Origin of the sequence: Mangrovibacter phragmitis (assembly GCF_040429585.1) — a bacterium.
Classification (GTDB): domain Bacteria; phylum Pseudomonadota; class Gammaproteobacteria; order Enterobacterales; family Enterobacteriaceae; genus Mangrovibacter; species Mangrovibacter phragmitis.
In genome coordinates this window covers 3064499-3091105 of sequence record NZ_CP134782.1, presented here as the reverse complement: position 1 = coordinate 3091105, position 26607 = coordinate 3064499, and the positions used below count along the sequence as shown (strand labels likewise).

At 63.4% G+C, this 26607-nt stretch carries 32 protein-coding genes and 1 pseudogene; all 33 read right to left on the bottom strand.

Going from position 1 to position 26607, the window contains the following annotated elements:
• Nucleotides 1–6: 6 nt before the first annotated feature.
• The 33 genes and pseudogenes from MPHASIOC01_RS14930 to MPHASIOC01_RS14770 all read right to left on the bottom strand — a co-directional run bounded on the left by MPHASIOC01_RS14930 (nt 7) and on the right by MPHASIOC01_RS14770 (nt 26548).
• Nucleotides 7–540, bottom strand: coding sequence for a hypothetical protein (locus MPHASIOC01_RS14930; RefSeq protein ID WP_353612841.1), 534 nt, complete (start codon nt 538–540; stop codon nt 7–9).
• Between the two features lie 12 nt (nt 541–552).
• Nucleotides 553–1014, bottom strand: a complete 462-nt coding sequence (locus MPHASIOC01_RS14925; RefSeq protein ID WP_353612840.1) for a hypothetical protein — start codon at nt 1012–1014, stop codon at nt 553–555.
• Nucleotides 1001–1132 (bottom strand): hypothetical protein, encoded by a 132-nt coding sequence (locus MPHASIOC01_RS14920; protein ID WP_353612839.1) that lies wholly within the window; start codon nt 1130–1132, stop codon nt 1001–1003. Before MPHASIOC01_RS14920 ends, MPHASIOC01_RS14925 begins: the two co-directional genes overlap by 14 nt.
• Nucleotides 1133–1136: 4 nt before the next feature.
• On the bottom strand, nt 1137–2126 hold the full coding sequence (locus tag MPHASIOC01_RS14915) for a hypothetical protein (protein WP_353612838.1): 990 nt from the start codon (nt 2124–2126) through the stop codon (nt 1137–1139).
• Between the two features lie 10 nt (nt 2127–2136).
• A complete protein-coding gene (locus MPHASIOC01_RS14910) occupies nt 2137–2730 on the bottom strand; it encodes a hypothetical protein (protein WP_353612837.1) in 594 nt (197 codons plus the stop codon).
• A gap of 10 nt (nt 2731–2740) precedes the next feature.
• Nucleotides 2741–4315 carry a phage tail protein gene (locus tag MPHASIOC01_RS14905; RefSeq protein ID WP_353612836.1) on the bottom strand — a complete coding sequence of 525 codons (1575 nt, stop codon included), beginning with the start codon at nt 4313–4315 and terminating at the stop codon, nt 2741–2743.
• Nucleotides 4315–5724, bottom strand: coding sequence for a baseplate J/gp47 family protein (locus MPHASIOC01_RS14900; RefSeq protein WP_353612835.1), 1410 nt, complete (start codon nt 5722–5724; stop codon nt 4315–4317). Before MPHASIOC01_RS14900 ends, MPHASIOC01_RS14905 begins: the two co-directional genes overlap by 1 nt.
• Before the next feature lie 99 nt (nt 5725–5823).
• A complete protein-coding gene (locus tag MPHASIOC01_RS14895; protein WP_353612834.1) occupies nt 5824–6741 on the bottom strand; it encodes a GPW/gp25 family protein in 918 nt (305 codons plus the stop codon).
• Nucleotides 6741–7631 carry a hypothetical protein gene (locus MPHASIOC01_RS14890; RefSeq protein ID WP_022661721.1) on the bottom strand — a complete coding sequence of 297 codons (891 nt, stop codon included), beginning with the start codon at nt 7629–7631 and terminating at the stop codon, nt 6741–6743. The genes MPHASIOC01_RS14895 and MPHASIOC01_RS14890 overlap by 1 nt, the downstream gene beginning before the upstream one ends.
• Nucleotides 7632–7643: 12 nt before the next feature.
• Entirely contained in the window at nt 7644–8654 is a 1011-nt protein-coding gene (locus MPHASIOC01_RS14885) for a hypothetical protein (protein ID WP_353612833.1), read from the bottom strand.
• Nucleotides 8651–8959 (bottom strand): hypothetical protein, encoded by a 309-nt coding sequence (locus MPHASIOC01_RS14880; RefSeq protein ID WP_022661719.1) that lies wholly within the window; start codon nt 8957–8959, stop codon nt 8651–8653. Before MPHASIOC01_RS14880 ends, MPHASIOC01_RS14885 begins: the two co-directional genes overlap by 4 nt.
• 10 nt (nt 8960–8969) lie before the next feature.
• The gene (locus MPHASIOC01_RS14875) at nt 8970–9233 is read right to left on the bottom strand and encodes a PAAR domain-containing protein (protein ID WP_011366988.1); all 264 of its coding nucleotides are present in this window, start codon (nt 9231–9233) and stop codon (nt 8970–8972) included.
• Nucleotides 9230–9604, bottom strand: coding sequence for a hypothetical protein (locus MPHASIOC01_RS14870; protein WP_011700612.1), 375 nt, complete (start codon nt 9602–9604; stop codon nt 9230–9232). Before MPHASIOC01_RS14870 ends, MPHASIOC01_RS14875 begins: the two co-directional genes overlap by 4 nt.
• A 12-nt stretch (nt 9605–9616) precedes the next feature.
• On the bottom strand, nt 9617–10666 hold the full coding sequence (locus MPHASIOC01_RS14865; protein WP_097010656.1) for a phage baseplate assembly protein V: 1050 nt from the start codon (nt 10664–10666) through the stop codon (nt 9617–9619).
• The gene (locus MPHASIOC01_RS14860) at nt 10659–11078 is read right to left on the bottom strand and encodes a DUF1353 domain-containing protein (protein ID WP_133039028.1); all 420 of its coding nucleotides are present in this window, start codon (nt 11076–11078) and stop codon (nt 10659–10661) included. Before MPHASIOC01_RS14860 ends, MPHASIOC01_RS14865 begins: the two co-directional genes overlap by 8 nt.
• The gene (locus MPHASIOC01_RS14855) at nt 11075–11449 is read right to left on the bottom strand and encodes a D-Ala-D-Ala carboxypeptidase family metallohydrolase (protein ID WP_015721235.1); all 375 of its coding nucleotides are present in this window, start codon (nt 11447–11449) and stop codon (nt 11075–11077) included. Before MPHASIOC01_RS14855 ends, MPHASIOC01_RS14860 begins: the two co-directional genes overlap by 4 nt.
• Complete coding sequence (locus tag MPHASIOC01_RS14850) at nt 11442–12725, bottom strand: phage late control D family protein (RefSeq protein ID WP_022661715.1); 1284 nt, start codon at nt 12723–12725, stop codon at nt 11442–11444. The genes MPHASIOC01_RS14855 and MPHASIOC01_RS14850 overlap by 8 nt, the downstream gene beginning before the upstream one ends.
• 66 nt (nt 12726–12791) lie before the next feature.
• The gene (locus MPHASIOC01_RS14845; RefSeq protein ID WP_022661714.1) at nt 12792–13082 is read right to left on the bottom strand and encodes a LysM peptidoglycan-binding domain-containing protein; all 291 of its coding nucleotides are present in this window, start codon (nt 13080–13082) and stop codon (nt 12792–12794) included.
• Nucleotides 13079–13549, bottom strand: a complete 471-nt coding sequence (locus MPHASIOC01_RS14840; RefSeq protein WP_011366981.1) for a hypothetical protein — start codon at nt 13547–13549, stop codon at nt 13079–13081. The genes MPHASIOC01_RS14845 and MPHASIOC01_RS14840 overlap by 4 nt, the downstream gene beginning before the upstream one ends.
• 3 nt (nt 13550–13552) lie before the next feature.
• Nucleotides 13553–13864 carry a DUF4406 domain-containing protein gene (locus MPHASIOC01_RS14835; RefSeq protein WP_353612832.1) on the bottom strand — a complete coding sequence of 104 codons (312 nt, stop codon included), beginning with the start codon at nt 13862–13864 and terminating at the stop codon, nt 13553–13555.
• A 2819-nt stretch (nt 13865–16683) separates the two neighbouring features.
• A pseudogene (locus MPHASIOC01_RS27675) lies at nt 16684–17322 on the bottom strand (phage tail tape measure protein); the annotation flags it as partial.
• Between the two features lie 329 nt (nt 17323–17651).
• Nucleotides 17652–18329 (bottom strand): hypothetical protein, encoded by a 678-nt coding sequence (locus tag MPHASIOC01_RS14825; RefSeq protein ID WP_029895034.1) that lies wholly within the window; start codon nt 18327–18329, stop codon nt 17652–17654.
• 15 nt (nt 18330–18344) lie between these two features.
• Complete coding sequence (locus tag MPHASIOC01_RS14820; RefSeq protein ID WP_225940361.1) at nt 18345–18791, bottom strand: phage tail protein; 447 nt, start codon at nt 18789–18791, stop codon at nt 18345–18347.
• Nucleotides 18792–18821: 30 nt separating this feature from the next.
• Nucleotides 18822–20351, bottom strand: coding sequence for a phage tail sheath C-terminal domain-containing protein (locus MPHASIOC01_RS14815; RefSeq protein ID WP_092193092.1), 1530 nt, complete (start codon nt 20349–20351; stop codon nt 18822–18824).
• Between the two features lie 2 nt (nt 20352–20353).
• Complete coding sequence (locus MPHASIOC01_RS14810; RefSeq protein WP_092193094.1) at nt 20354–20611, bottom strand: hypothetical protein; 258 nt, start codon at nt 20609–20611, stop codon at nt 20354–20356.
• A gap of 12 nt (nt 20612–20623) precedes the next feature.
• Nucleotides 20624–21172, bottom strand: coding sequence for a hypothetical protein (locus MPHASIOC01_RS14805; protein ID WP_092193096.1), 549 nt, complete (start codon nt 21170–21172; stop codon nt 20624–20626).
• A gap of 59 nt (nt 21173–21231) precedes the next feature.
• Nucleotides 21232–21717, bottom strand: coding sequence for a hypothetical protein (locus MPHASIOC01_RS14800; RefSeq protein WP_092193098.1), 486 nt, complete (start codon nt 21715–21717; stop codon nt 21232–21234).
• A complete protein-coding gene (locus MPHASIOC01_RS14795) occupies nt 21707–22066 on the bottom strand; it encodes a hypothetical protein (protein ID WP_028320580.1) in 360 nt (119 codons plus the stop codon). The genes MPHASIOC01_RS14800 and MPHASIOC01_RS14795 overlap by 11 nt, the downstream gene beginning before the upstream one ends.
• On the bottom strand, nt 22053–22517 hold the full coding sequence (locus tag MPHASIOC01_RS14790; protein ID WP_092193102.1) for a hypothetical protein: 465 nt from the start codon (nt 22515–22517) through the stop codon (nt 22053–22055). Before MPHASIOC01_RS14790 ends, MPHASIOC01_RS14795 begins: the two co-directional genes overlap by 14 nt.
• Nucleotides 22504–22863: a hypothetical protein gene (locus MPHASIOC01_RS14785; RefSeq protein WP_013258624.1), complete on the bottom strand. Its 360-nt coding sequence runs from the start codon at nt 22861–22863 to the stop codon at nt 22504–22506. Before MPHASIOC01_RS14785 ends, MPHASIOC01_RS14790 begins: the two co-directional genes overlap by 14 nt.
• 19 nt (nt 22864–22882) lie before the next feature.
• Nucleotides 22883–23746, bottom strand: coding sequence for an HK97-fold major capsid protein (locus MPHASIOC01_RS14780; RefSeq protein WP_011700596.1), 864 nt, complete (start codon nt 23744–23746; stop codon nt 22883–22885).
• A gap of 18 nt (nt 23747–23764) precedes the next feature.
• Entirely contained in the window at nt 23765–24127 is a 363-nt protein-coding gene (locus tag MPHASIOC01_RS14775; protein WP_013219066.1) for a hypothetical protein, read from the bottom strand.
• A 12-nt stretch (nt 24128–24139) separates the two neighbouring features.
• Nucleotides 24140–26548: a DNA adenine methylase gene (locus MPHASIOC01_RS14770; protein ID WP_353612830.1), complete on the bottom strand. Its 2409-nt coding sequence runs from the start codon at nt 26546–26548 to the stop codon at nt 24140–24142.
• Nucleotides 26549–26607: the final 59 nt, after the last annotated feature.

Here is a 26607-nt window from a genome sequence, read left to right as displayed (position 1 = left end):
CTCCAGTTAGATCTTGATGATCCCGACCAGCTCCACGCGGGTGTCGGAAATCTTGTTGAAGTCGGGAATGTTCTTCACCTCGTACAGGTAGCCCGGGCGCAGCACCTCGCCGGTCGGGTTGGTGTCCTGATGGAACACGCCGCCCATGGCGAGATCCCCGGTGATGCTTTGCGTGTACTGCACGTCGCCGCCGAAGAAGCCGTATTCGCGGATGGTGATGCCGTTGGCCTCCGCCTCGTCGAAGCGGAAGAAGACGCCGATGGTGTTGGTCTCCTCGCCAGTTTCCAGGTAGCGCACGCCATTGACCAGGAGCGCCCCTTCGGCGTCCTCCTTGAGGAAGGTCCTTTTGTAGTAGCGCTTGCGGGCGCGTTCGTTTCTGAGCCCGGTCTGGCCGATGTCCGGCGCGGGCGGATTCTGCGGGTCGGTAAAGCTGGCATCCCCGTCGCCGATGGCGCAGTGGGTGATGCCGTCCACGGCCTGGCCGAGGAGGAGTTTGGCCGTCAGTATCCGGCCGGTTTTAACGATGAGTCCCAGTGCCATTGCTGTTCTCCTTTAGGTCTGAATTTCGTGGTCTTGATCGATGAGCACCGCGAACAGGATCTGGCGCGTGTCGGCCAGCAGTCCGGCCGGGATCGCGATGCGCTGAACGGTGTCGGATCGGCTGATGTGTGAGCCGGATGTCCGGACGCTGGTATCGATGCTCCGCAGCCAGGGGCGCGTCACCCGCACCGCCGCGTCGGCATCGACGCCCAGACGGCCATGAACGACGAGCCACAGGTCAGCGCTCCGGTTCAGGCGGTTGTTCACGCGAAGCGCGAGGTCGGATCGACGTTCGATCCGATGGGCGACCCGTACTGCGCTGTCGGCCCGGACCATCACCGTGCGCCTGGCCGGTGCCCCGGAAAACAGCTCGAAGAGCGCTCCGGGTTGCGCTGCGCCGATGGCGAGCAGTTCCGGCCGCCGGATGCCTCTGCGGGTGGTGATGGATGCCAGTTGTCCCTTATGCACGGCCACGGCGAATCCTCCCGCTGAGCTTGAGCGCCTGACCACGGTTCATGGACAAGAGGGTTTCCGGACGACGCTGGCCGGTGATCGTGGTGACGGTTTTGAGAATTCCGCTATGCGTTGCCATGGCGTTACTCCTTCACCGCGCACCAGCCGCCGGTGGTCAGGTTGAACACGCGGTAGCTGTCCGTTCCGATTTGAATGGTGTCTTCCGAGGCGACATTGCCGCCACCCACGGAGAAGATCTCGATGAGTTCGCCGCGCAGTTCCTGGTAGACGGCGGAGCCGGACATCGAGGCGAGCCAGGGAAAGAGGATGGTGGTGCCGTAACGCATCTCCGGATCGGTTTCGCCCTGGAGCCCGCCATTTGCCGCGCCGCAGCGGCCCTGCTGGCCGGACGCGGAAGTCCAGCCGTCGAACTTGTTCACGGCGTAGAAGGTACCCGGCGCGTTGTAGTAGCTGTTTACGACCGGCTGCGGGTCCTCTCCGATCTTGGCTCCCGAGGCGTAATCCCGAACGAGGGTTTCGACGGTGATGGTGTTCGGCGTGGCAGCGGTGTCGATGGCGCTCACCCGCACGCGTTCGATGCCCGCGTCGTCCTTGATCACATAGTCCTGTCCGGGCGTGACCACGGTGGCGTCGTTGACCTGAAGCACCACGCCGCTTCCTGCAGTGACCGCCGCCTGCGTGAGCGCGACGGCCCCGGACCAGAACCGTTTCAGCAATCCGCTGTAATGGCCGTAGTAGGTGGAGACGAGCTTGGTGACCACGAAGACGTGGTCCAGGTCGGCGAACAGCCAGAAGATGAAGTCGGCGCTGTCCTCCACCCGTAGGTAGGTGTAACTGGTGTGCGAAGCCTCGTTGACGCCGGTGTGGGTGGCCGCGTCCCAATACTGGAATGCCGCGACATGAATCCGCCCAGAGGTGGTGCTGATACGGAACTGCAGATAGATGTCCTCGGCCCCGGATTCCCCGTGAGACTTGAAGACGAAATACGGCTGCGGGTCGGCCGACTGGTCGTCGTGCAGGGTCCAGCCGGTGGTGGTCACCAGGAAGGTCCGCAGTTGATTGAGCAGGTCGAGCCGACCGTGGGCGAGTCCTTGAATACTGTGGTATGCCATGGCGGCCTCCTTAGAGAATCGGGTTTTCCGTGCCGGTCAGGCGCAGCTTGATGTCGAGTTTGTTTTGCACCGGGGTGCCCGGGAGCACGGTGCAGCGCCGCCAGAATGACAGCGTCTGCTGGAAGACCTTGTCGCCGAGATGGAGCGGTGCGCCCTGGGTGGCGGTGTCGAGACCGGCCTGGGTCAGGGCCAGGCGGTACCAGACCGATTCGTTGGTGCCGGTTTCGTCGATGGGATCGAGCACCAGCCCGGTGTAGTCGTAGCCGGAATAGATGGTCGTCCCGGCGTCGTGCGCGGCCGCAGCGGTGTTGGCCACGCCCCGCTGCACGGTGAGATTGGCGGTGCCGCCGCCGCTTTCGACGAGCATCTGCTCGCCGTCGATGATGATGAGTTCGCCGTCGGCAAAGCGCGGTTCGGCCAGGGGGATGGCGGTCTGCGCCGCGTCGATGGCCGAGGCGAGGCTCGTCTGCTCGTTGGCGACGTAGAGTTGCCGATCCTTGATGTCGCCGTCGGTGCCGTTGTAGCTCTCGGCCTCGGGACGGCTGAAATCCCCCTCGGAAATCTGCTGAGTCAGCGCTTCGTCAAGATATAGATGTATCGCCATGGGTTCTCCTTCAGGTGGGCCACTGGGTGGCGCGATAGTTGTTGGTGGCGGCCTCGAACCCGGCCTGCGTCGGTGCGTGCAGGTCCTGTTGACGGAACAGCCAACGGTAGGACGGCCGCGACCAGCGGAATCCGGCCTGGTTGAGGCGCATGCGGCTGACGCGCATCGGGCGGGTCCGATCCACGGAGAGACGCAGGCCGGTGGTGTTGAGCGGACTTGCGCCCAACTTCATGGTCTCGACCCGATGGCGCTGGAGAGAGCCTGTGTCCACGTAGACTTCAAGCGAGGCCCGTTCGCCGGTCAGATTCGCATTGCTCAGATACCGGGTGTTCAGGGTGTTCGCGTTGAGCCGGAACACAGGCCCTCTCCGCCGCCATCGGTCGATCCGGTCCACGGCCAGGGTGACGTCCGCGTCGCAGCCAGCGGTGGAGGCGAGCAGCAGATTGCTGATGCCGCCCTGGTTGGCGGTGAGATCGAGACCTTCGTTGAGCCTGGCGCGGCCAAGCTGGAAGCAGAGGCGGTGCCGGGATTCCAGGGGCAGGCGCAGGTCGTACTTGGCTTCCGCCCGTTCAACCGGTTCCGCCTGCGTGTCGAAGAAGAAATCCTTCTGCCGGAAGCAGTAGCGCAGCTCGGTCTCACCATGGGTCAGCGGCTTGCGGTTGAGATGGCTCTCACCCAGCCCGAAGCCGCTTTCCAGCACATCGCCTTCGAAATTACGGCCGGTGTAGATGGGTGTGCAGAAGGAAACCCGATCCTCTCCGACGCGGGTGTACGGCAGCCGCCAGTCGTTGAGGGCCTTGTGGTTCAGGCGCATCCGGTTCTGGCGGCCGTGAAAACGGGAGACCTTCACGGCGGCCCGGTCGATCTCCGGGATCATCTCCGTGGTACTGGTGAGCTGCAGCAGCTCCCAGACTCTCTGCTTGTTGGTCAGGTGTCGGCAGGAACCGAGCGAGGAACGTCCGAGGACGAAGGTTTCGTCGAGAAACGCCAATACGATCCGGCGCACGGCGTTGGCGTGCCCGAAGTCGAGCATCGCGCCGCCTTCGATCCATTCGAGCAGAAACTGGAGCCAGAAACAGCGAGTGCCCGCCGGGTGGTGAAACACCAGGGCGTCGCGCAGTCCCTCGGTCTGGTTGAGACACAGCACACGAAACACGCCGAGGCTGAACACCAGCCCTGGTAGCTTGGCGCTGCTGAGTCTGGAGCGGGCATTGAGACGCAGAGCCGAGCGGAAGGTTTCCTGGAGTTCCCCCTGCCAACCGAGCGCGTTAAAGTCGCGTTCGATGGCCGGAATGGTGCCCTTGCGGCGATAGATTTCGACAGCTTCCCGCACGCGGCGGCGCTGGCAGTCCGGCGAACAGGTGCCGTCCACTTCGAGGCCGACGAGTCTCGCCAGCAACGGCAGGAAGCGCTCGTCGCAATGATCGACGTCGAAAATGGTCGGGAAATCGTCGATGGCCTGCTTGAGCTCGTCGAGCGTTCCGGCGGGAAGGCTCAGAAAGGTGCGCAGGTCACCGGCCTCGTCGTTGTGCTCGTAAAGCGGCGGCAGCAGGCCGAGCAGATTGTCCTTGAACCAATCCGACATCAACCGGCCCTCCGCAGATCGAGGTTGACACTGCCGAGAACCGGGATTTCACCGTGGCGCAACTCGATGTCCTGCTGGGGTGCGTAGAGGTGCATGTGGCTGACCCCGCGCACTCCGTCGATCAGGGCGACGAGGTCGGAGAAGTGAATGGTCTGGCCGAAGGAGACCCGGTCGAAGGAAAAGAAATCGGTGAGCGCGGCTTCAATGCGGCTGCGCACGTTTTCCAGCGGTTCACCGGGCCAGATGTAGACCTCGGCGTCGATGGAAACGGGGCGGTAGATCGGATCGAACAGGTTGATCTCGACCGTGATGACCTTGCGGCGTTCGAGAAACTCCGCGAGGTCCCGCTTGAGCAGCGCCGAGGGCATGCCGCCGCCGTTGGGGGCGATGGCCAGTTGGACGTTGTAATAGCGGATGTTCTGGCAGGCATTGGTGTCGAGCACCTTGGCCTTGGCGACGCCTGGGTAACCTTCGGCGAGGGCCTGGTAATCCTCCAGGGTGACGGCCTTCCAGAGACTGCGCAGCTCCGCCGGTGCCTGTCGGCGGGCGTGTTCGAGGGCTTCCCGCGACGCTCCTCCGGTGGCGGGCACCGGGTTGGTGACGGTCAGGGAGACTTGGCCGCCGTCGCGGTAGACCGGGCTCAGCAGTTGGGTGATCCGGTTAGGGCCGAGATTTCCCTGGTCTCCGATGGTCTGCAGATAGCTGACGGTGATGGCGCTTCCCTGAGCGGGTACAGCGCCGCTTTGCCCGTCGCCGAAAATCAGGGTGGAGATGTCGAGGGCGTCCAGGTCGGCCATGAAATGGCGGCTGTCGGCCAGGCTGTCCTGGAAGTGATCGACCTCGCTCCAGGCGTCGTCCCCCACCGTAACGGTGATGGTGCCCTGGGCGATGACGTCGCCGGTCAGGCGGATGCGCTGGAATGGCAGCCCCGTTGACGTGAAGGTCTCGGTGCGGCGCACGCCTTGCCGACCCGGGATGTCCACCGAGAGTACGCCTCGCGGGATCAAGCCGTCCTCGACCGTCTCGAAATCCGCCTCGCCGTCACTCAGCAAGGCGCGGCAGGCCGTCCCCGCCGGAATGGTCAGATCCTTGCCGAGCGGGGCGGAGAGCCGGAAGCGCAGCGTGGTGGTGGAGGCCACCGGCGAGTCCAGCCGGTAGCCGATGAGCTTGCAGAGGTTGATGACGTTCTGCCGCTGGCGGGCCGTGGGCAGAAAGGCCTCAGCCGCCTGGGCGTCCAGGTAGTAGGCCAGCATGTCGCCCACGCCGCAGAACAGATCGAGCAGGACGACGCCGAGATCGGAGTGGTTGAAATCGGTCCAGCGGTCGGTGAGCTGCGGGATCTTCGCCAACAGCTCCTGGCGGATCGATTCGTAATCCTTGTTGATGTATCCGATGCTTGCGCGGCCCATGGTCTCTCCGGTTTTCGGCGGTTATGCGAGAGCGCCTGATGCTCTCGCCACGCCGGTTACTTACCGGAAGGGGCCTGGATGTGTCGGAGGCGGGATGCCTCAGAGCGGGCCGCGCAGTTGCCAGACGGGATTGGGCTGCCCGGAGGTGTTGTTGAGATAGTGGGATTCCTTTTTGCCCTCGAAATAGAACAGGCCGATGCGGCCCGGCTCCAACGTGGTGATCCGGTGAATGGTGCCAGCGGCGTTGTCTTCCGCCTGGCTCTGGGTGTCGAAACCCAGACCGCTCGCGGCCAGATAAAGGGCGTGCTCGGCCTGGGGCGCTTCGGTTTCAGGCGCTCCCTCGAAGACCAGGTAATGGCCGTGGTTGTCACCCGGGTCGCTGACGATCCACTTGCCGTTGCGGTCCTGAAAGGCTCCCTCGATGTAGGCGACTTCGTATTCCCCGGCTGGCCAGGTGAAGGAATCGTCCGGATCGGGGCTCATCTCGGCCGCGTCGAACCAGAGCAGATTGAACAGCGAGCGCACGTCCGGCGACAGGCGCACGCTGCGCACCGGCTGCGGTTCCGGCTCGGGCTCCGGCTGGGGATAGCTGGGCGCGGGATTGTTCGGGTCTTCTCTGTAGAAGGGATAGACCAGGTTGCCGTCCACCTGGCTCTGGATCACCCGGTAGGCGATATGCACCAGCAGCAGGTTGCAGTCGATGTTCAGCGGCCGGTCGTCGAAGCGCACCTCCGTGATGATCACCCGCTTTTCCCAGCGCTTGATGGCGTCGATCACGTAATGGCGCAGCAGACCCTTGAGCACCTCGTCGTTCTGTTCGAACACCAGATCCTTCAGCCTGGAGCCGAACTCCGGATTCATGAACCGTTCGCCGATCCGGGTGCCGAGGATCTGCAGGATGCTTTCGCGGATATGTTCGTGCTCCCGCGAGGTGGCGGCCGAGATCTGGGTGCCGCCGGATACCGACTGAAACCGGAACGGGTAGCGCAATCCCTTGCCGAGAAAGTCATAGCTCATCAGGTACGCTCCTCGCAGTCGATGCCGCACTGTCCCGAGCAGCCGCTTTCCGAAGTGTCGTCGTCGATAGCTTCTCCCTGGAAACGGATCACCAGATCCAGGCCGCTCTTGAGCCCCAGGTGAATGGTTCCGTCCGCCTCGATCAGCCCGCCGTGGCCGGACTTGCCGCACTGGAATCCCTTGGCTCCCCCGGAAAGCAGACGAACGGTGATGGTCTCGCCGATGCCCTCGATGCGGCCGATGCCGATGATGTCGATTGGTCCGGCCGGGTTGATCAGGGTGATGAACCGCTCCCGGTGATCGACGTCGAGACGGATGCCCTCGGGCAGATCCACCGCGAAGCGTTCCGCGCCCATGGCGGTCGGATCGATCCCGGCGGGCAGTCCGCTGATACCGGCTGCCTCCCGGGTCGCGCTCAGATAGGACTCGACCAGGGTGTAAAGGCGTCCCGGGGCGACCTCGACGGCCGTGCCGGGTCCGGGGGTGACGACCTGCTGCTCCCCGGCGTCGATGACGCAGATTCGCTGGTCGTCAGTGGTCCGCAGGATCATGCCGTCGGGCAAGGTGAAGAGCCGGTTGCCGTCCGGCAGATCCCGGGGTTCGGTGCCCACAGGCAGTTCGACGAAGGGATAGAAATCGGGCTCCGGCTCGATCTGAACCTGGTCCAGGTACTCCTGGGTCCTGGCCTGCTGGGCCTCCAGATAGGCCTGGGCCTGGCCGCGCATCGCCTCCGAAGCGGCGTGACCGGCTTCCAGCAGCGTGCGGATGCCGGAAAGCTCTTCACGGATGCCGGACAGGTGATCGCAGAGCGCCCGCAGCACATACTGCTGCTCGCCGGAATCGGTCTGCTCGATAGTGGCCTGCAATTCGGAGGGTTCTTCGGAAATCATGGATAACCTCCATTACATGCCGACATTGGCGGGTTGGGATTGATAGCTCATGGCGTTGACCGCCGTCACTGTTCCGGTCGCGCCGTCGATTTCGAACACGGTCCAGACCGTGCCGGGGGCGTTGGGAACGTTGAAGGTCTGCTCACGGCCATCGCTCAAGAACACCTTCACCGATGCTCCGGACTGCGCCAGGCCGGTGCTCGGATTGGCGTTGCGGTTGGTGTAGTCGTGGACTGCGTAGCGGTAGACACCGGGGATGAGCCGATGGATGGTGATGGTCTCCGGCCCGTAGGAACTGGTGTCGTCCACGTCCAATTCCGCCGCCTCGTTTTCGATGGTGTGGGAATAGAACACATGGAACCTGCCGCCGGATGGCGTCGGTCCGGTGAGATGGGAATCGAGATCCCGGGGGTTCAGGCCCCACTGCAACACGATGCGGGCGACCTGGCCGTCGAGTTCGGGCGAGAGAACGATCTGGATGTCGCCGGATGTGTTGGGGTCGGCATTCACCCAGCCATGCCAGGCGATGTATCCCGGCGCGGTGACCTCTATGTAATAGAACCCTTCAGGTACGGACAGCTCGAACCCGCCATAGGCGTTGGCGAAGGTCTGGAACGCCGTCGGGCCGGTTTCCGAGCGGCGGAATTCGATCAGCGCGTTGCCGACGCCGCTGGTGTTGAGGGCGTTGACCACCATGCCGCTGAGGAAGACCGTGGCTCCGCTGGCAAAGTCCGGGTGGTCGGCGAACCAGGACGGATCGCGGACCTCCAGCAGAACATGGCGAAGGCTGTCCCGGGCCGAGGATCGCCAGACCATGAGCACGGCGTTGCCGATGGTCCAGCCGCAGCGAATGACACCGTCCGGCCCGATCTCCGCGACCTCCGGATTGCTGGTGGCAAAGACCGGGGCGTCCACGTCGCCGCGCAGTGAGAGCGGAATCCGTTGCTCGAACTCGCCAGCGGAGAGGCGGATGGAGCGAGGCTGTACCTCCCAGTGGCAAAAGGTTGGCGGGGCATCCGTCATGAAGGGACCTCCACCGGTGCGGAGACGCCGCCGCCATAGACCTCGACCTGAACGTGCCGCAGGCTGAGCCGCTCGGGCGAATCCCAGACCAGAATCATGGCCGCTCCGGGAACGAAGCCGCATTCGACATTGCCGTCTTCATCGACACTGGCCACGTCGGGATTGGACGATTCGAACACCGGTGTTTCGGGTAGGCCACGGATCGAGAGCGGAATGCGCTGGACGAATGGGGATCGCGAGACGCGGATCAGCTTCGGGAAGACATCCCAGTAGTGCGGTTCCTGCGGCTGTTCGAGAGTGTTCATGGCGGCCTCCTCAGTTGTCGATGGTGTCGGGACTGCCGGTGACGATGATGGCTCCGCAGGCGGTGATGTCGCCGATGCGGGCGTTGGGCAATCCTTCGGTGATGGTATCGAAGCTGCCGGTCACGATGGGCGTCACGCCATGCCCCGGGATGGGACAGACGTGCAGATCCCCCATGCGGGCCACCGGCATGCCGTTGTCCAGCGTCCGGCTCGCTCCGGTGATGATGACGCCGCCGTGACTGCTGATGTCGCCGAGTCGCGCCTGGGAGCTCATGGGTTTACCTTCAGCAGCAGATGGATCAGAAAGCCGACGAGTCCGCCGATGGTGCTGCCGATGGTCAGCACCAGGCCGACGATCTTCCACATGGTCTCGGTCCCCATCTTGGAGCCGACCCGGGCGTGCAGCCGGTCGATCTCCTCGGCGTGCCGGTGCAGATCGGAATAGATCGAGCGGACCAGTACCTCGACGTTTTCCTTGTCCGATTTCTTCTCGATTTCACGCTCGATCTTCTCGAGTCGGTCCTGGATTTCCCGGCGGTGGTTTTCGAGGATGCTGCGGAATTCCTCCCGCCAATGATCGAAGGTCCGGGCCAGCAATTCCTCGCTGGCCGAAAGTCCGGAGGGCGTTGTTGTTCTTTCTCCCATGCGATGCTTCCTTCATGTGTTGATCAAGACGGTGTTCGTCGAGCGAATGATGATGTTTCCGGCCACCCCATCCATGAACACGAGGCTGCCGGACTTGTCGGTGGCGCTGATGCTCTCCTGGCCGGGCGCGGCGTTCATGCGCACCACCTGACCGGCCTTGTCGGTGAGCCGGATCTGTTCGGCGGCGGCGGTGGAATCGACGAGGATTTCCTGGGTGCCGTTGAGTCCCCAGATGTGAACCTTTTCCCGGCCCTTGGTGGTGTCGATGAGGATCTTCTGCCAGCGGGAACGGCCCTTGTCGCACGAAAGGATGTGGACCTTCTCCTTATCCTGCCAGGCTTCGAGGATCACCTGCTGGCGGCAGAGGTCGGTGAGCTGGATGCGGGCGCGGGAGCCGACGATCTGCGAGGCGATGTCGAGCTGGTCGCCTTTCTCGGCGTCCTTCGTGCCTCGGCGCAGGGCGTTGCCGCTCTGCATCTCCGGCTTCACCTTCCCTTCCATGGTGAGGATCTGTCCGGCGCGGTCGATAATCCTCAGCAGCTCGTCGCCGTCGCGGTCATCGGCCAGGATGGTGTGGCCGGTTTCGGTCTTGAGCAGGACCTTGAGGCGCGGGCAGTAATACGGCGGATGGCCGTGGTATTTCTTGTGTTCGAGATCGTCGTGCCGGTTGGCCTGATGCTCGACCTTGTCCTCGCAGTCATGGCAGAAGGCATTCGCGCAGGTGCGTTTCGATTCCTCGGGTTGCTCGCCGGGATTGCTCTTGGCCAGCCAGACCCCAGTCCAGATCGGATACTGGACTACGCCTCCCTCGAACTCTGCCCAGACCGAAGCTCCTTCTTCTGGGATCAGGAACATACCGGTGTCGTCGTTGCCGCCGTAGGGAAAACAGGGCGCGGCCCATTCGGACCAGTTCTCCCGCCCGCTACCGAGCACGGCTGGGATTTCCAGACGGACCCGGCCAAGGCGTTCGGGGTCGTTGTTGTCGCGCACGAAGGCCCGGTACTTGCCGTACCAGCGGTTGCGGTAGCGTTCCTCGGATTGACGGTCGCGGGTTTCAAGCATGCTCCGCCTCCCGCTTTCGACTGGCGTCCCAGGCCAGCCAGCCGCCCAGACGAACCGCCCAATACATGACCTGCCTTTTCCACAGAGGCACGCCCAGGGCCGCCATCAGTTCGAGAAAGAGGCGGTCGGCAGCAAGCCGCGAGACCTTGCCGGTGTGGTAGAGATAGTCGTGAACGACGGCCGCCGGGGAATATCGTCCCCAGGGCGGCACCACGCGCCAGAACAGGCGCGGCACCGAGGCGAAGTCGGTCTCGAACCCGGCGGGCACTTCGATGATGCGGCCAGCGCCGGTGCGGACACGGAACGGCTGGGTCAGCCTCGCGGTCATTCCATTGGGCAGGATCTCCACCCGAAGCGGTCCGGAGAGACCCAGCGCGGTGCCGGAAAACAGGGTCTTGGTTTGGGCGCTCATGACCGCCACCTCGCCTTGCCCGACTGGCGCACGTCGAGATGAACCCAGGAGGCGTAGACCCCGATGCCGCCCTCGCGGAAGAGAGGGATCTCCTCGGCGATGACCGCCAGTGCTTCAGGCGAAACGCCAGCGGGACAGCTCACGTCGGCCGCCATGCCCAGCGTGTGGAAACTCTGTTCCGCGCCGCCCACCGCCTTGTTGTGTCGGTTGCAGCGAAAGCCGCTGGTGATGGACAGCGGTTTGCCGATGCGGTCGCGCAGGGTCTGCAGGGCGTCGACCAGGTCGGGATGGACCGCAGCCGAATGGCCGCAGCAGTTTTTGCCCTTGCAGGCGAATTCCGAACGGTTGAAATTCTTGCTGAGATCACCCATTGCCGCCTCCTTGTGTGACCGCGCCGGAGTCCGCGTCGATGGTCACCATGGCTGGCGGCTCGTTTTGCGGCGTGGGCGGGGCCTCCTTGTCGTTGGGTTTGCCCTGGGACTCGGCGGACTTGTCGCCCGCGCCCTTGCCGAGGGCGTTCTTCTTGAGTTTGAGTTCGCAGAGATAGCCTGCGCTGCTGATGCTGTGGCGCACCGAGTGGCAGTAGTAGATGCCGGAAAACTTCTGGCCCACGCCCTTGATCTCGACGTTTTTCTTGGCGCGTAGCTGGGGAATGCCAATGGTGGCGGCGTCCGCCTCGACCTGGCGCAGCTCGGCCTCGCGGAACTTGCCTTCGGCGCTGTCCTGGGCGGGCTCCTGGCGCGGCTCTTCGTGAAAGCCTTCGGAACGGTCGAAGCAGGGCACGATCTGCCCCGTCTCCTGTTCCTTGAAGCTGCCTTCGCCGGTGTTGCCGTCGACCAGATAGGTCTGCTTGCCCAGGGCCGTCCGCTCGGGCGTGGTGGCGTTGTTGGCCTTGTGCTCGACTACGTCCTTCTTGCGCGGGTCGACGCCGACCGTCTTGGTCTCGACACCCGCGCCCTTGGCTCCCTGGGATTGGGTGCTGGGGCGGAACGAGCGCAGCAGGCCCTTGGTGTCGGTGAAATATTCGAGGGTCAGCAGCGGCGTTTGGTCGAGTTCGCGGGGATGGAAATGGAGTTCGTCGTCCTGGATGTAGAAGACATAGCCGCTGACGCCGTCGCCATCGCGGTCGCGGGCCTTTTCCGCCAGCTCCTTGAGGAACTGGGCGTCCGAGATGTTGCTCTGGGTGACGCGGAGATGGGTCCCCTTGGTGGCCGTGACCACCGGCGTGAGGCCGTTGGCGGCGGCGACTTGTTCGGCGATTTCCGAATAGAGGATGCCGGGAGCAGGTTTTTGCCAGACCTTCTGGTTTTCCTTGCCCGCGAGTTTGAAGCCCTTGTCGTAGGCCTTGATGCGGATGGTCGGATCGCCGTTTTCCGGGAAGTCGTAATCGATGTCCTTGATGACCGCTTTCTTGCGCGGAGAGAGGTTCCCCACGTAGCCGAAGCGGGCCACGATCTCGTTGCCTTCCTGGAACAGCGGATCGTCGACGAACTGCAGGTTGCGGTCGGTCACCGACAGTTCGAGGACATCCAACTCCTCCTCGTTGTCGGTGAAAACGAACGAGGTGATCTCCTGGGTGATGTCCTTCGAGAGGTCTTGCCCCTCGATCTGAATCAGAAATGTCGGCTTGAAGGTATCCAGATCCATGCGTCTCTCCGGTAGTTCGCAGTTCCCTGCTTACTTACCGGAAGGCATGGCGAGGTGTCGGACGCTTCAGTCGAGCAGGCGCATCTGGACGTGTTCGCGGGAGGGAATGCGCAGCGCCAGACCCGGCTCGAGCGCCAACGGGAAAAAGAGGTCGTTGTAGTCGCAGATGATCCACCAGAGCCTGGCGTCACCCAGATAGCGGTGCGCGAGCAGATCCAGGCGGTCGCCCTCGACCACGGTGTGCAGGCGGTCGTCGTGTCTGGGGGTGGTGTCGATGCGCTGGCGCATGCCGAGGGAGGTGCCGTCGCTGTCCCGGTAGAGAACGCAGCGGGCGTATCGGGAATCGCGGCCGATCATGAACGTACCTCCGACCAGTTGATGGAACGGTCCACGTATTCCTCGAGGACGATGTCCACCTCAGCCCGTTGCGGCAGCAGGTTGTCCCGGTCGAACAGGCCGAAGAACCGCGCCTTCACCTGACGGACGATGCAGGTCACGCCCGGGTAGAGATCGCCGAAAATCAGCAGTACGCGGTGCGGCGCGTTCTTGAGCATGGTTCCGGCGTGTTCCGGATATTGCAGCGAGCGGAGCCAGTCGACCTTCTGTTTCACCGGCCCCTTGAACAGCTCGACCTTGAAGGCGATCCGGCGCGGTTCCCCGGCGACGTACTGGTAGCGCGGGTGGCTCATACCGGGGATCTTGATCGTCGCGTAGTCGGTCGACTTCTCGTCGCTGATGGAGTTGGGGTTGTACTGGAATTCGAGCCGCTCCCCCGTGTCGGCGTCCACCAGATATCCCTTGATGGGTTGTTGATCCCAGGCCATTGCTTACACCTCGACGATCTCGATGATCGGTTTGCCCAGTTGTCCGGCCCGGTCGAGTTCCCGCCGCATGCCGTTGGAAATGCCGTTGCCGGTGAACGCCCACACCTCGTCGCAACATTCCATGTAGGCCAGGCCGCAGGCGATGCCCGTCTCCCGCTGCTCGGGAACGCTGTCGTCGGTGAAGGTCGGATACAGCAGATGCGGCGCGAACGGCGCGTGACCGCTTCTCATGACCCGACGGCAAAGTGCCTCGGCGACCCTGACGTTTCGGGCTATGTCGCCCGCGAACGGGCTGCAGACAAAGATGCGTTTCATCGGTTCTCTCAAAGGGTTTCGTAGTTTCTGATCTTCCGCTCCCGAAGATCCTTGTAGACGGCCTCGGCCACCTTCCGGCCATCGATGTTGGTGGTCACGCTCAGTTCCACCGGTCGGTCGGCCAAGCCATTGAGGCGCGAGAGCAGCGATTCCAGCAGTTCGCGCAGCCCCGGACCGGCGTCCTCTCCGTGCATGGGTGTCGCGGGAGCGGTGCGAGCCGGAGCGATCAACCGCTCGGAAGGCACCGTCTCGGCGAGTCCCGGTTGCAAGGGCTTCGCTATCGGAGTCGGCGCGGTTGTCTTGGGCCGCTCGATCCCGGCCGGAGCCAGAGAGGCATCTCCGTTTTCCAGTGCCGGTTCCACCGCGAACGGCTGGATATAGCTCTTACTTACCGGCTCGACGGCCGCCGCGACGGTCTGCACGATGCCGTTCATCGGTTGCGGAGGCGGCGCGGCAGTGGCCATGACCGGCTGGAGCATCAGCATGGCGCTCAGGGCCTTGGGCACCAGGCGCTCGTCCAGACGCGGCACGAGACTCAGCACGCTTTCGATGATGCGTTGCCCAATCGATTCAGCGGGCTGCACGGTCTCGAGCGGTTGCTTCTGCTCGGCCACCTGCGGAATCGGGGTCTGGACTCCCAGCATGGCGCGAGCGGATGAGAGCAAACCGTTGGCGATCCCGGCACTGCGATCCTTGATCGCCTGAATGCCCGCGCTCGCGCCACTGGAAAGCCTCTGCCAGAGGGTTTGCCCCTCGGCACCGGCGTTGGCAAAGATTCGACCGACAGCGCCGGGGACGGCCGACAGCGTGGCAACGATCCGGTTGCGGAGATTGACGGCTCCCGTGGCCAGCGCGTCCCAAGCATTGACCTGGGGCGGTTTGAGCGCCAATACGGGCGTGTCGCCAAACAGGGATTGTTTGAGACCGCCGAAGATGGCACCGGCCTTGGCCGCGACGGTTTGAGCCCCGGAGGTCAACCCATCCCAGAGTTTTCCAGCCATGCGGAAGGGAGCCGAGGCGGCGTCCATGAGGTTGCCGCCTGCCGTTTTGATCTGCTGCCAGGCTCCCGCAGCGGCTGTGAGAATCCCGCGAGTGGCGAAGCCGAACACTTTCGCGGGCAGCGACTGGGTAAGGCTCATGCCGTCGGCAAGGGTCTTGAGCAGCGCGGAACCGGAGGCGGTCAGGCTGGCGAGTGGTCCCTCGCGGGCATCGGAGAACGGCAGCAGATTGCGCAGCTTGCCCAGGGCGTTCTTGAGCATGGTGAAGGGATAGGTCACCGCCGACCAGATCCCTTCGCCCAGGGTGATCAGCAGCTTTTTGCCCGCCTCGAAGAAGGTGGTGTCCCCGGCGAAGAAGGAGCGCACGGTGGCAAACAGCTCACGCAGGGTGCTGATAATCGGCAGATTCAGAATCGCCTGGCCGATCTGTCCAGCGGCGTCGGCCACCAGGCGTCCGATGGAGGTGAATATCCCGGAAATGAAATTCCAGACACCGACCACCACATCCCGCGCCCAGCGGAACGGGGTGGCAAGAAAATCGTAGACCGCGCCGCCGATGGCCTTGAGACCGTCCAGCAGGGAGATGTCGCCGCTCAGCACCTGCCAGACCGCATAGACGATCTTCCCGGCGGCCATGAAGGCCTCGCCGATCATGCGCACAGGCAACAGGAACTTGTAGATGAACTTGGTCGCTCCGATCAGTGATCCGACGATGGCCTTGCCGACCCAGCCCACGCTGCGCACCACCACCGCCAGGGCTCGCACGATGAGCGACAGGTTCCAGGCCACGATCTTCAGCGCGAACGCCAACCCCTGCAGAAGCACACCGGCGACGGTGCCGATAACCGTGCCGAAGGTGCGCCAGGACGACCCATCGGTGGCGCTGGCGGCCACGCCGAAGATCTCCACCACCGAAAAGACTGCGCTGGCCAGCGCCGCATAGGCACTCATCAGGGTGCGGACGGTGGGTTCGAGGATGGCGCGGATGCGGTCAAAGGCATGGGAAAAAGCGCCCCACAATCCGGCCATGGCCTCACGAACCCGGTAATAGGCCTTGAAAACGGTGACCACGAAGCCCAACAGCCCGGCGGATTCGAGCTTCTGGGCCAGTTCGGCCGACATCTGCCCGACGCCGCCGCTGAGCGAACCCACCAGCTCTCTGATCCCCTGGAAGACCAGCGAGACCTTGTTCCAGGCCCCGGTGATGATCTCCTGAATGCCGCCGAAGTTGGTTTCCCAGGCGCGTTTGAGCAGATACACCGACAGGATCACGCCCGCGATGATCGCGGTAACAGGCAGAAAATAGGTCGCGACCGCCGAACCCACCCCGGCGAGCGCGGCGCTGATGGCCACGAACCCGGCCTTGATGGCTGGAAGCATGAGTCCCACCATGCCCACGGCGGCGGTGACGGCTCCGGCCACGACCAGAATGGTGCCGAGGGCCATGGATAATCCAAGGACTACCCGGGTCACGCCCGGCATCGATTTGGCCATGCGTTGTAGGAACAGAATGAAGCCGGAGACGCCGTTGATCACCGGCGTGACCACCGGTAGCAGAGTGCGTCCCAGGATTTCGCTGAGGTTGGCCACCTGCTGGCGCAGGAGCAGGAACCGGGCTCCGATGTCCTGGTTCATGGCGTCGGCCATCTGTTCGGTGACCGCCGTGCCGGTCTTCATGGCTCGGCCCACCGACTGGATATTGCCTTCGAGGCTCTCCATGCCCGCCGACATCTGCAGCAGGAACTTGACCGCCTCGTCCGAGCCGAAGGCCTTCTTCAGTTTCACCTGGGCGGCGGCGTTGGAGAGATCGGGGAACTGGCGCTTGATCTCCTGCAGGATGGGAACCACGCCCTTGAGACGGCCGCTGGTGTCGGTGAAGGACAGGCCAAGCTCGTCACCGGCCTCGGCCGCCTTCATGATGAACGCCTTGTACAGCGTGCCCGCCTCGGAGCCCGGCATGGTGGTCTGGAGCTGGCCGAGCACGGCGAGCTGCTCGTTCAGGGGAATGTTGCTCGCGGCCGCCACCGCGCCGATGTTCTTGATGGCGTCGGCCATCTGGGTGCCGTTGGTCTTGAACGAGGCCACGGTCTGCGCCATGGCTCCGGAAAAGGCGGTCGCCCATTCCATGTCGTTCATGTCGGCCATGATGGGCTTGAAGATCCCGTAGGCCGTGGTGAAGGTGCCGACCATCTCCTGGGTGGTGGCCTTGGTCGCCTTGGCGGTCATGGCGGCCATGGAGGTGAAGACGCCCACCGCCTCGTCGCTGAGGTTGGACAGGGCCGATTTCACGTCGTAGGTGGCGGTGATGAACGCCGCCTTGTCGGCACCGGACCACTGGTTGGTGAAAGATTCTGCGGCGTCCTCGATGGCCCGGAGGTCTTGCACGCCAAGGGACGCCAGCTCGCCCAAGGCCTTCTGGGTCGCGGCGGTGGAGGCGACCAGGGCGGCGGGCGCTGCCATCAGGGCCAGTCCCGCCCCCAGCATCATGGTGCCTTGCTGGATACGGTCCAGGTTGCGGGTCATCCGCTCGCTGGCATCCGCCACGGTGGAATCGAGGTCCATCATGGAACCACGGATGCGCTGCGCGTTCTGCGAGAACGCATCCTTCATCGATACCACTATGCCCAGTCCGAGATCGCCGTTCATCTATCGCCGTTCCGTTTGCTCACGTTCAAAATCAAGCTGCCGCTCGAGGGCCTCGACGAACTGACGCCGGACCCTGAGCGGCAGCGAGCGGGTTTCCGACCAGCCCCAGTGCAGTCCGCCGTAAGCGAGAAAGAATGCGTCGCTTACAAGCGAACTCCTGGGAACAAAAAAGCCGGTTCGGCCTCCAGACGGGTGCGGATCTTGGTGCCGCAGCCATCGCATTCGGTTTCGACCGAGGTGTCGATTCCCGCGTCGACCCGCGACATCTCCTGCCGCAGGGCGTTGCGGTCGCGCATCGACATTTCCGCCAGGCTCTTCTTGGAAGGGGCCTTGCCGTCGATGTCGAGGATGCGGATCAGCATGGCCGAGCTGATGTTGGGCTCGCGCAGGCTGGCCAGACGCTTTTCCTTGTGGCCGTCGAGATATCCGAAGCGCACGGTTTTCTTGGAGCCGGGCAGCTTGAAGGCGAACTCCCGCTCCTCGCCGTAGGGAGTAACCTTGAGATCCTCGAGATTGACGGTCACGAAGTTGGTCATGCGGCAGGCGCTGTTCGGGCAGCTCAGCTCCAGCTCCACCTCGTCGCCGAGGGAAATCTGGCGCAGGCGGACCAAGGCGAACAGCCGGTCACCCGAGAGCAGGTTCATCACCTCGGAAAGATCGGGGTCGGTCTTCTCGCCCAGCCGGACGAAACAGTTGCGGAGCACCTGGTTGATCGCCTCTCCGGAGCGGATCAGGCGCTGGTTGGTGAGCAGTTCTTCCTCGGCCCCGGTCATTTCCCGGAGCTCGAGTTCAGTGCCGCTTGGCAGTTCAAAGCTGTACATGGTCGATCCTCCGGTTTAGGTCCAGTACTGGAAGCAGATGGTGAGCTTCTCGATGGTGTTTTCGGTGTTGCCGCCTTCGAGCTCGTCGTATTCGAGCGCCTTCACCCAGGCCCCGTGCAGGGTCCAGCGGCGGGTCTCGTTGCCGGTGCGGTCGTAGCGGACAACGTCGATGTCGCGCATGTAGTCGGCCGGAAGGCCGCCGGTGACGGCGTTCACGTCCACCTGTTTCTTGATCCATTCGCGGGCCGCCTCGTCGGAGCCGTCCTGCAGGTTGCCTTTCTCGAGGGTGATGTCCTCGAACTTGACCCGGCCCGCCACCTTCTGGTCGAACATCGAACCAGCCGGGGCAAAGGCCACTTCCTCGAATTCGGTTTTGGGCTCCTGTCCCTTGTGGAACAGGGCCACGTCGAAGCCGTTTACCTCGATGGCGAACTGCCAGTTCTGGTAAAGGCTCTTGGGCATGTTTCCGCTTCTCATAGCCGTGTTCTCCCGTTAGATGATTTCTTTGAAGTCCGCGCCGGTGCTGGTCAGGATGAAGTTCAGCTCGATGAACTCCGCCGTCTTGGTCGGCTTGACGAACACGCGGGCCACCATTTCGTTGCGGTCGATGACCGCCGGGGTGTTGGTCTCCTCGTCGCACTGGAAAGCGAAGTCGTAGAGGCCGCCCTTGTCCTTGATGTCCTGCAGGAAGGGGTTGATCAGGCGGCCGAGGGCACGCCAGGTCTGGGGATGGTTCGGCTCGAACACCACGAAGCGGGAGGATTCCGAGATGGCTTCCTCCATGTACATCATCAGGCGGCGGACGTTGATGCGGTCCACGGCCGAGGGCTGGCTCTGCAGTGTCTTTTGGCCCCAGATGTTGATGCCGGTGTCGGGGAACACGGCGATGACGTTGATCCCCTCCGGATAGAGCACATCTCGCTCGCCACGGCTGGTCTTGTAGGCCAGGGAGAGCGTGTTGAAGATGCGGCCACGGTCGATACCGGCGGGCGCGTTCCAGACGTTGGTCTTCTGGTCGCTGCGGGCGATGCAGCCCGCCACCGCGCCGCAGGGCGGCATCAGCTTCTTGCGCGAGTTGACCGGATCACTGATCTCCAGCCAGGGGTAGTAGAGCGCCGCGTAGGAGGAGTTGAAGGCCGCGTGGCTGTACATCCCTTGCCCCTTGCGGAAGTCGACCGCTTCGAGCGGCTCCAGATGCATGGGCGTGTCGGCGATGAACAGCAGATCCTTGCGCCCTTCGGCATAGGTGATTCCGGCGTTGATGACCGGCACCGTGGTGACGCCGGGAACCATCAGCAGGTTCAGGGCGTCGATCTCGTCAAAGCCATAGAGGCCGGTATGCTGCGAGGGATCGCCGATGAAGTCCGCATCGGCCAGATCGGTCAGTCCGTTGTCGCCGCCGCTGAGCGCGAACACGCCCAATGCCGGACGGTTGCCGGGCGTTCCCGACGCGGCTGCCAGATCCTGGACCAGGATGAAATCCGAACGGTCGTTGATCGCCAGCTCCACATGGTTCGGCAGCGTCTCGTCCATGCTCAGATCCTTGAACACCTCGACCACATCGCCTTTGTGCCGGACCACCAGGTTGAAATGGTTGGCCGGATCTAGAGAGCCATCCTCGATGGAGACGGAGATTCGGTCGCCCCAGACGCCTTCGTTCACGGCCTCGATCCGCAGGGCGTCGGCGGGCGTCGCCTCCCGGTTCTGCAGCACGATGGAAGACTTCAGCGCCGTCAGGGTGTCCCGGTCGGTGGGGTCGGTGAGATGGGCGATGCGGGTGACATAGAGGACCGAGCCGCCGTTGTCGAAAAACGCCCGGGCGGCGTAGGCCAGATAGCTCTCGTTGATATAGGAGCCGAAACGGTTGATGAACTGCTCCCAGCTCGTCACCAGCACGGGCTTGTTGATCGGGCCTTTCTCGGCCACTCCGACCATGGCGGCCGACGAGGTCGAGATCTGCTTCACATAGAAACTGAAGTCCGTTTCCCGGGTGTAAATCCCGGGGGATAGATAGGTCGGCATGGTTATTTCCTCCGCTTGCTGGTGGTCTTGGCCTCATCGGCTGCGGCGTCATCGGTTGCCGTGGGCTTTTCCGGTTCCGGTTCCACGCCGCCGGTCAGGTCGGTGATGCGCACCAGGCCGCGTTTTCCGGCGGTCTTGATCTCGGCGGAGAGGTCCTTGCGGGCGATGCTCTTGCGTTCTCGCGGCCCGAGGTGAAGGGTTCCCTGGCCGGAGAGGTTTAACGTCAGGGGTTGGAACTGCAGGTTTCTGATCTCGATCACGGTTGTTCTCCTTTACGGTTGAATGGTTCGTTGCTCTGTCACGTCGCCGTGAAACTGGAAGGTCCGGTCCCGGATCAGCCGACCGTCGCGCAGGTCGCCGTCGTACACCGGGCAGGATTCGATGCGGATGCGTCCGGAGCTCTGCCGAAGATTGGAGAGGTTCACCCGGGCCAGGCCGCCCAGAGGAACCAGTTCGGTAAGGTTCAGGTTGCCCTGGTCGGCGATGGCGATCTCCGGGTGAAGCTGGAGGAACCGCGACACCGACTCGTGAAAACCGAGCAGTTCGGCCTCCCGATCCACGGTTACCACCAGGTCGAAATCGAGGTGATAGAGCCGGGGAAACCGGCACTCCTCGAAACTCAGCTCCGCGACATTCTTCTCGAACAGGCGGCTCTGGCTGCGGCGGAAACGGTCTTCCGCCAGCTTCGGCCCCTGGAGGATGACGCTGGGGGTACGCTGGACCTCGAACAGGTCATCCGGGAACACCAGCACGGTGTCCGGGTGGATGGCCTGTTTGGCCAGGCGGATCAGGGTTTCTGTGACGGTCTGTATCGTGCTCAAGGGACGCCTCCGGTTTCTGCCTGGTTACTTACCGGAAGCGCTGGCGATGTGTCGGAGGCTCAAAGCGCGGAGCGGATCGCCTCGCGATAGTTCTGGAGGATCTGCTCGCGGTACTTATCCATCACCGGATGCAGAAAGGGTCTGGCGGGGATGATGATGGTCGCGCCGTTCGGATGTTTGATGGTGGCCCCGTACTCCATGACGGCACCGATGTTCACCATGTCTTCCCCGTCCTTGTTGACGGTGCCGCGCAGCAGGCCGACGAACGCCTTGTCGGCCATGATCTTCTGGGTGATGGCGTTGACGAGAAAGCCGGTGTCGATGAGCGCCTTGCTTGAGCCTTTGCGCTCGATGGTGCTCTCGGCGAGTTTCACGAAGGCCTGTCCGCCCGGGGCCTGGGAGCGAATCCCCCGCTGGATCTCGCGCACCAGAAAAAGGGCGTTGCGGATCGTGGCCTGTCGCAGGGCCGTGGCCAGACGTGGCCCCATGCCGGTGGTCAGCTTGGCGCGGGCCTTGTCCCAGTCACCGGTCCGCCTAACGCCCATTGAGCTTCACCAGTTGCAGGTTCTTATGAGTGACGGTGCCGAAGAAGTGTTCTTCTTCCACACTCTGTATGCGATAGGTTTCCCTGTCTGAGGCCAGGCGGTCTTCACCCCGGACATCGGCATCCGGAAGGACACAGGCGAGCGCGTCGATCTTGCCGCTCAGCTCCTCCGGCGGGGTTTCGTTCAGTTCGAGGGGGATGACGGAGATTTCCGTGTATTCGGCATCGTCGGTGCCGTAGAGCCGCTCGCCGGGAACCACGCGCAGGATGCGTGCGGTCTGGCCCGAGGAGAGGATCAGCCGGGCGACGTCGGCCACGGCTTCAGCGCGTTCCCGGTCATTCAACAACATCGAGATCGATCCCTTGTTCGTAGATGACTGGAGTGAGTCCGCTCGGGGTCAGGATGTAGGATTCAGGATCGACCTGCGCGTTGGGTAACAGTTCGGCGATGCGTTGCCGGTAGTCCGCGAGCAGATCGGCCTCGAGCTTGGCCCAGTGGCCGGGCTGGCCGGTTTTGTCCACCCGCTTGTCGCCGCTGGAAAAGGAAAAGGCGTTGGCGGTGGCCGAGCGCATAACCTGGCACGCGTGGATCTGCGCCATGATCACCAGGAGCTCGCGAACCTCTCCGGACGGCTCTGGGATAATCTCTCCGGCCGTGACGGTCAGCGATTGGTCGAGGTCTCGGCCGACCCGGAAAACGGCCTTCCGGACGCATCTCTCCAGAGTCTGGTCCTCGAAGAGAGATGCGCCCGGGTCGGACAGGTCGAGCCGCAGGTCGGCGATCAGGTCACTCAGCAGCACCTTGCAGGCCCTCCAGACGGCTCTTGAGCGCGTCGATCACCGTGCGGCGTTTCTCTGTGTCCATGTAGCCTTTGAGGGTCTCAGGATTGGCCTCCTCGTTGACCCTGGAGATGGCGTCGGTGGCGGAGAGCTTGCTCAGGTCCACCGGTTCCGCGTCCTGGTCGGGCTCTGGAGGGGCGAGCGGTTCCTGCTTCGGTTTGTCGGCCATGGCCAGGCGGCCGTTCTTGAGCGCCGCCTGGATCTGCTTGGTGAGGCGTTCCACCTCGACTACCTGGCCGGGCTTGAGTTTCAGCCCGGCGTCGGGGATCACCAGAACGCCGGGACGGATGTTCTTGATTCGATTCATCTCACGTCACCTCCTAAGATTACGGAACCAGTTTGACCTTGGCCATGATGTCAGGGCGGGTAATGCCCTGGCCGATTTCGGACCACACCAGCCAGCCGGTCTTGAAGCGGGTCTTCTGATCGATGGACTCCGTCTTCAGGTTTTCGCGCACCGGCATCTTCCCGACCTCTTCATCCGGGACGATGATGATCTCGTCCAGCGGCATGGAGGCGGTCAGCAGAATGCCGCCGGTGCCGTAGTTCTTGATGACACCCTTCTGGCGCAGCTCGAGCTTGGTCTGGGGATCGAGGTTCCAGCCGCGCATGTCGTTGAACCGGCGGCCGCGCATGACGATGTACTTCACCGACAGCTCCAGGTCCTCGATGATCGAGATGGCTTCGTTCAGCGCATCCTCGGTGAGCAGGTCGCCGGTGACCTCGATGGTGTTGGTCGCCGGGATGGCCGAGGAGAGCACCGAGATGGTGCGGCGGTCCATCTCCTTGCGGATGGCGTCGGCGGCGCTGGTCTGGATGTCCATCAGCGTGCCGATGTTGCCGTTCTTGAGGACGGACACGTCCACCATCGGATTGGAGTGGATGCGGTTGGTGGGGAACTCGACTTCGTCCTTGCCCACCTCCTGCTCCTGGGCGTCGCCGTCCTTGCTGATCCAGTGGGCCTTGACGGTCGGTTTCTTCTGGTAAACCGGACGTTCGCCCTTGGGCAGCGTGTGCTTGGTGAGCAGCAGCGAGGAGATCTCCTTGCGCTTGATCTCCTGTTCGATGGGCGCGGCAATGGCGGCGGCGAGCGCCCGCATGCCTTCGGGCGACTCGAGAGCCTCGCTCATGAGCCGCGCCATGGTTTCCATGTACTCCTGGGAGTGAATCTTCAACTGATTGGTTTTCATGTGCGTTGGCTCCTTGGGTTAGACGAGCAGGCGAAATTTGAGGACGCCGCTCTGTACGGAAATGGCGTGGGCGACGACATGCTCTCCGGCCGCGACGCCGTTGGTCAGGCGACCGCCCGCCGAAACTTTCAGGTCGTCTCCGGCGACGACGGTCCCTTCGAAGGCGTCGGTCTCGTAGACGCCGCCATCGCAGTAGATACCGGGCATTTCGCCACCGGCGTAGTCCTTGATCAGGATGCCGAAGGAGCGCTTGGTGGGATCGGTGTTGACGGCGAACAGGTCGTCGCCGACCACGCGGACCACCTGGCCGAGCTGACCGTCGCCCTGGATGTGGCCGTCGCCATAGGCGAGGCTGCGGTGACACGGATTGATGAATGACATGGTGTTTCCTCCTTATGCGTTGATTTCCGAGTGTTCGGGAGAGTCCTCGCCGACACGGTTGCGGTAAGCGGCCATGAACCCGTCGCGCAGGCGGTCCTCGAGCGACACCTTGCGGTCGTCCACATCGTGGGGCCGGACACCGGCGTCGCTGCGCAGCGGGGTTTCCGTCGATGCCTTGGCGGCGGGCTTGCCGCCCTGGTCGCTGTCGGCGGGTTTCTCTTCCTTGTCCTTGTCCGCTTTTGCCGATTTGGGCAGGCGTTCGTAAGCGGCTTCGGTCGCGGCGAAGGCTTCGTCGGACAGTTCGGCCAGGCGTTTCAGTTCGGCTTCCCGGTCCTCCTCGGAAGCGAAGGAGAGTCCCTGCTTCTCCAGACGGGTGAGCAGCTTCTTGGCCCGGGAGCGGCAGGCGACCGCCTTTTGTTCGGCTTCCAGTTCCTGGACGCGTTTCTGCAGCTCGGCGACCTGGGCCTTGAGCTGCCGGTTTTCCTTTTCCAGGTCGGTAACGCGGGCGGGATCGCTTTCCTGCTGGGCCGGTTTCTTCTTGGCCGCGTCAGATTCAGTCTTGGCGGCCTGGTCATCGGTGGGTTTGGTTTTGTCTTCCATCGTGGAATCTCCTTCGGGTTGGGATTGGTCGGGCTGGCTCTGAAGGGACGCCACCTGCAGAATCCTGGCGTTCTCGTCCGCGCCTTTGCGGTCGAGCAGTCCCAGTCCGGTGAAAGTGACGCCGTGCAGAATCTCGAAAACGGGTTGGCCGCCCACATCACGGCCCTTGAATTTGCGCAGGTGGGTGCAGTAGTCGGCCTTGTTCTGGAATCGCTTGTGGCAGACCGAACATTCGCCCTCCTGGTAGTCGCATTCCATGGAGACCTGGGAGATGATCCCGCGCTTCATCAGCTTGTAGGCCAGCCGGGCGGCCGGAGTGTCGTGGACGTACAGCTCGCCGACGCATTCCACGCGGCCGCCGTTGTCGTCCTCCAGGTAATCGGCGGCGACGATGCCGCCCACGATGTCGTTGAACTCCTGCGAATGCTGCAGATCGACCTTCTTGTTCACGGCCGTCATGTGCCGACCGGACAACTCCTCGGCGGTGAAGTGGTCGCCGTTCTTGTTGGTGCCGGTGCGGCAGAGCACGAAACTGAACTGGGGGTCGCCCGCCGAGCCGACATCCATGGCCTCGGTCGCGAGACGTTCGCCTTCGCCCAGCCGGATATCCACGGGGATGCTGGTGTGGAAGTTCGCGGCGGCGGCCATCGGAACGGGTTTTTCCTCCCGCTCGGCGCTGGCCTTGGCCCCGGGAGCGCAGACGAACAGACGCTCCTTGGCGTTGGATGCCTCGCCGTGCTTGGAGGTGATGGCGTAGTGGTGATCCTTGGACTTCATCCGGCTCTGTTTGCCGAAGGAGCCGATGATCCGCTTCATCTCCTGCTCGTTGGGATAGGCGTGATCGCGGTAGGAGATCAGCCAGTGCGGGATGTGCTTGGCGTTGCCGAGAAAGGTCTGGAAGAATTCGCTGGCGTTGGCCTTGGTGACGGTCTTGTGGTCGGTCTCGTAATACTTGACCTTGGTGTCGGCCTTGATTTCGAGCCCTTCCCAATAGGTCATGAGCCCCTCCACGAAGTGGTAGGCCCGCTCGTAGTTGGTGGTCGAAAACTCGGTGGCGTAGGGCGGATCGAAGTAGGCCAGATCCGCCTTGGCTTTCGGCAGCAGGTCGTTGATGTCCTGCCGGTATGCCTTGTTCTCCTTGTCGTTGTCGAAAACCAGGGCGTTGATACGCTGCAGGTTCTTGCGCAAGCGATCCTTGAACTCGTCGGGGGTGTCCTGGCGGCGGCCATAATCGGTAGACGACGAGAAGTGGCCGAAGCCGCCCTTGCCGCTCATGCAGCTTTTGCCCAGGCCGAACAGGGCGATGTCTTTCTTGAAGCCGGAGAGCTTGTCGCAGTTGGCGCGGATGGTGTCGATCAGCGCATGGACGCCCTTGGCGAAAAAAATGCCCTTGAAGTTGTCCTGAACGAAGCTGCCCGCCTTGGCGTTGTCGGCCAGGAGCGCCTCGATCTCGTCCTCGCTCAGGCGAACCGAGTTGTTCTCGATGATCGCCTTGGCGGCATGGTGGCAGTAGCGGAGCCGGTCGTTGGCGATGACCTGCAGGCCCTTGGTCTTGTACATGTAGGCCACGACCGCAGACCCCGAAAAGGCATCCAGCACGGTGCCAGTGCCCTCCGGGGTATGCTTCCAGATCCAGTCGACGAGCTTCTGCTTACTGCCGATGTAGTTGGTGATGTACTTGGGGCGCTTCTCGGGAGGGAGCTCTTCAGGAGCGGACTGTTCGGCGGCCTCGGTCCCGAGCGTGTCGGGATCGAGAGTCAGCGCCGCATCGGCCTCCAGTAGAAACGCCAGCCTTTCCAGGTCTGTGGCGAACAGTTCCATCAACGTCTCCGGTCAGTTTGCTGTGCTCTCCGCGACCTGCGGGGAGCGTTCAGCGGTTA

Bases quoted from the DNA above. Each gene is read 5' to 3' on its own strand.
- MPHASIOC01_RS14930 (WP_353612841.1), bottom strand. From the start codon at position 540: ATGGCACTGGGACTCATCGTTAAAACCGGCCGGATACTGACGGCCAAA.
- MPHASIOC01_RS14920 (WP_353612839.1), bottom strand. From the start codon at position 1,132: ATGGCAACGCATAGCGGAATTCTCAAAACCGTCACCACGATCACCGGC.
- MPHASIOC01_RS14915 (WP_353612838.1), bottom strand. From the start codon at position 2,126: ATGGCATACCACAGTATTCAAGGACTCGCCCACGGTCGGCTCGACCTG.
- MPHASIOC01_RS14910 (WP_353612837.1), bottom strand. From the start codon at position 2,730: ATGGCGATACATCTATATCTTGACGAAGCGCTGACTCAGCAGATTTCC.
- MPHASIOC01_RS14905 (WP_353612836.1), bottom strand. From the start codon at position 4,315: ATGTCGGATTGGTTCAAGGACAATCTGCTCGGCCTGCTGCCGCCGCTT.
- MPHASIOC01_RS14900 (WP_353612835.1), bottom strand. From the start codon at position 5,724: ATGGGCCGCGCAAGCATCGGATACATCAACAAGGATTACGAATCGATC.
- MPHASIOC01_RS14895 (WP_353612834.1), bottom strand. From the start codon at position 6,741: ATGAGCTATGACTTTCTCGGCAAGGGATTGCGCTACCCGTTCCGGTTT.
- MPHASIOC01_RS14890 (WP_022661721.1), bottom strand. From the start codon at position 7,631: ATGATTTCCGAAGAACCCTCCGAATTGCAGGCCACTATCGAGCAGACC.
- MPHASIOC01_RS14885 (WP_353612833.1), bottom strand. From the start codon at position 8,654: ATGACGGATGCCCCGCCAACCTTTTGCCACTGGGAGGTACAGCCTCGC.
- MPHASIOC01_RS14880 (WP_022661719.1), bottom strand. From the start codon at position 8,959: ATGAACACTCTCGAACAGCCGCAGGAACCGCACTACTGGGATGTCTTC.
- MPHASIOC01_RS14875 (WP_011366988.1), bottom strand. From the start codon at position 9,233: ATGAGCTCCCAGGCGCGACTCGGCGACATCAGCAGTCACGGCGGCGTC.
- MPHASIOC01_RS14870 (WP_011700612.1), bottom strand. From the start codon at position 9,604: ATGGGAGAAAGAACAACAACGCCCTCCGGACTTTCGGCCAGCGAGGAA.
- MPHASIOC01_RS14865 (WP_097010656.1), bottom strand. From the start codon at position 10,666: ATGCTTGAAACCCGCGACCGTCAATCCGAGGAACGCTACCGCAACCGC.
- MPHASIOC01_RS14860 (WP_133039028.1), bottom strand. From the start codon at position 11,078: ATGAGCGCCCAAACCAAGACCCTGTTTTCCGGCACCGCGCTGGGTCTC.
- MPHASIOC01_RS14855 (WP_015721235.1), bottom strand. From the start codon at position 11,449: ATGGGTGATCTCAGCAAGAATTTCAACCGTTCGGAATTCGCCTGCAAG.
- MPHASIOC01_RS14850 (WP_022661715.1), bottom strand. From the start codon at position 12,725: ATGGATCTGGATACCTTCAAGCCGACATTTCTGATTCAGATCGAGGGG.
- MPHASIOC01_RS14845 (WP_022661714.1), bottom strand. From the start codon at position 13,082: ATGATCGGCCGCGATTCCCGATACGCCCGCTGCGTTCTCTACCGGGAC.
- MPHASIOC01_RS14840 (WP_011366981.1), bottom strand. From the start codon at position 13,549: ATGGCCTGGGATCAACAACCCATCAAGGGATATCTGGTGGACGCCGAC.
- MPHASIOC01_RS14835 (WP_353612832.1), bottom strand. From the start codon at position 13,864: ATGAAACGCATCTTTGTCTGCAGCCCGTTCGCGGGCGACATAGCCCGA.
- MPHASIOC01_RS14825 (WP_029895034.1), bottom strand. From the start codon at position 18,329: ATGTACAGCTTTGAACTGCCAAGCGGCACTGAACTCGAGCTCCGGGAA.
- MPHASIOC01_RS14820 (WP_225940361.1), bottom strand. From the start codon at position 18,791: ATGCCCAAGAGCCTTTACCAGAACTGGCAGTTCGCCATCGAGGTAAAC.
- MPHASIOC01_RS14815 (WP_092193092.1), bottom strand. From the start codon at position 20,351: ATGCCGACCTATCTATCCCCCGGGATTTACACCCGGGAAACGGACTTC.
- MPHASIOC01_RS14800 (WP_092193098.1), bottom strand. From the start codon at position 21,717: ATGGGCGTTAGGCGGACCGGTGACTGGGACAAGGCCCGCGCCAAGCTG.
- MPHASIOC01_RS14795 (WP_028320580.1), bottom strand. From the start codon at position 22,066: ATGTTGTTGAATGACCGGGAACGCGCTGAAGCCGTGGCCGACGTCGCC.
- MPHASIOC01_RS14785 (WP_013258624.1), bottom strand. From the start codon at position 22,863: ATGAATCGAATCAAGAACATCCGTCCCGGCGTTCTGGTGATCCCCGAC.
- MPHASIOC01_RS14780 (WP_011700596.1), bottom strand. From the start codon at position 23,746: ATGAAAACCAATCAGTTGAAGATTCACTCCCAGGAGTACATGGAAACC.
- MPHASIOC01_RS14775 (WP_013219066.1), bottom strand. From the start codon at position 24,127: ATGTCATTCATCAATCCGTGTCACCGCAGCCTCGCCTATGGCGACGGC.
- MPHASIOC01_RS14770 (WP_353612830.1), bottom strand. From the start codon at position 26,548: ATGGAACTGTTCGCCACAGACCTGGAAAGGCTGGCGTTTCTACTGGAG.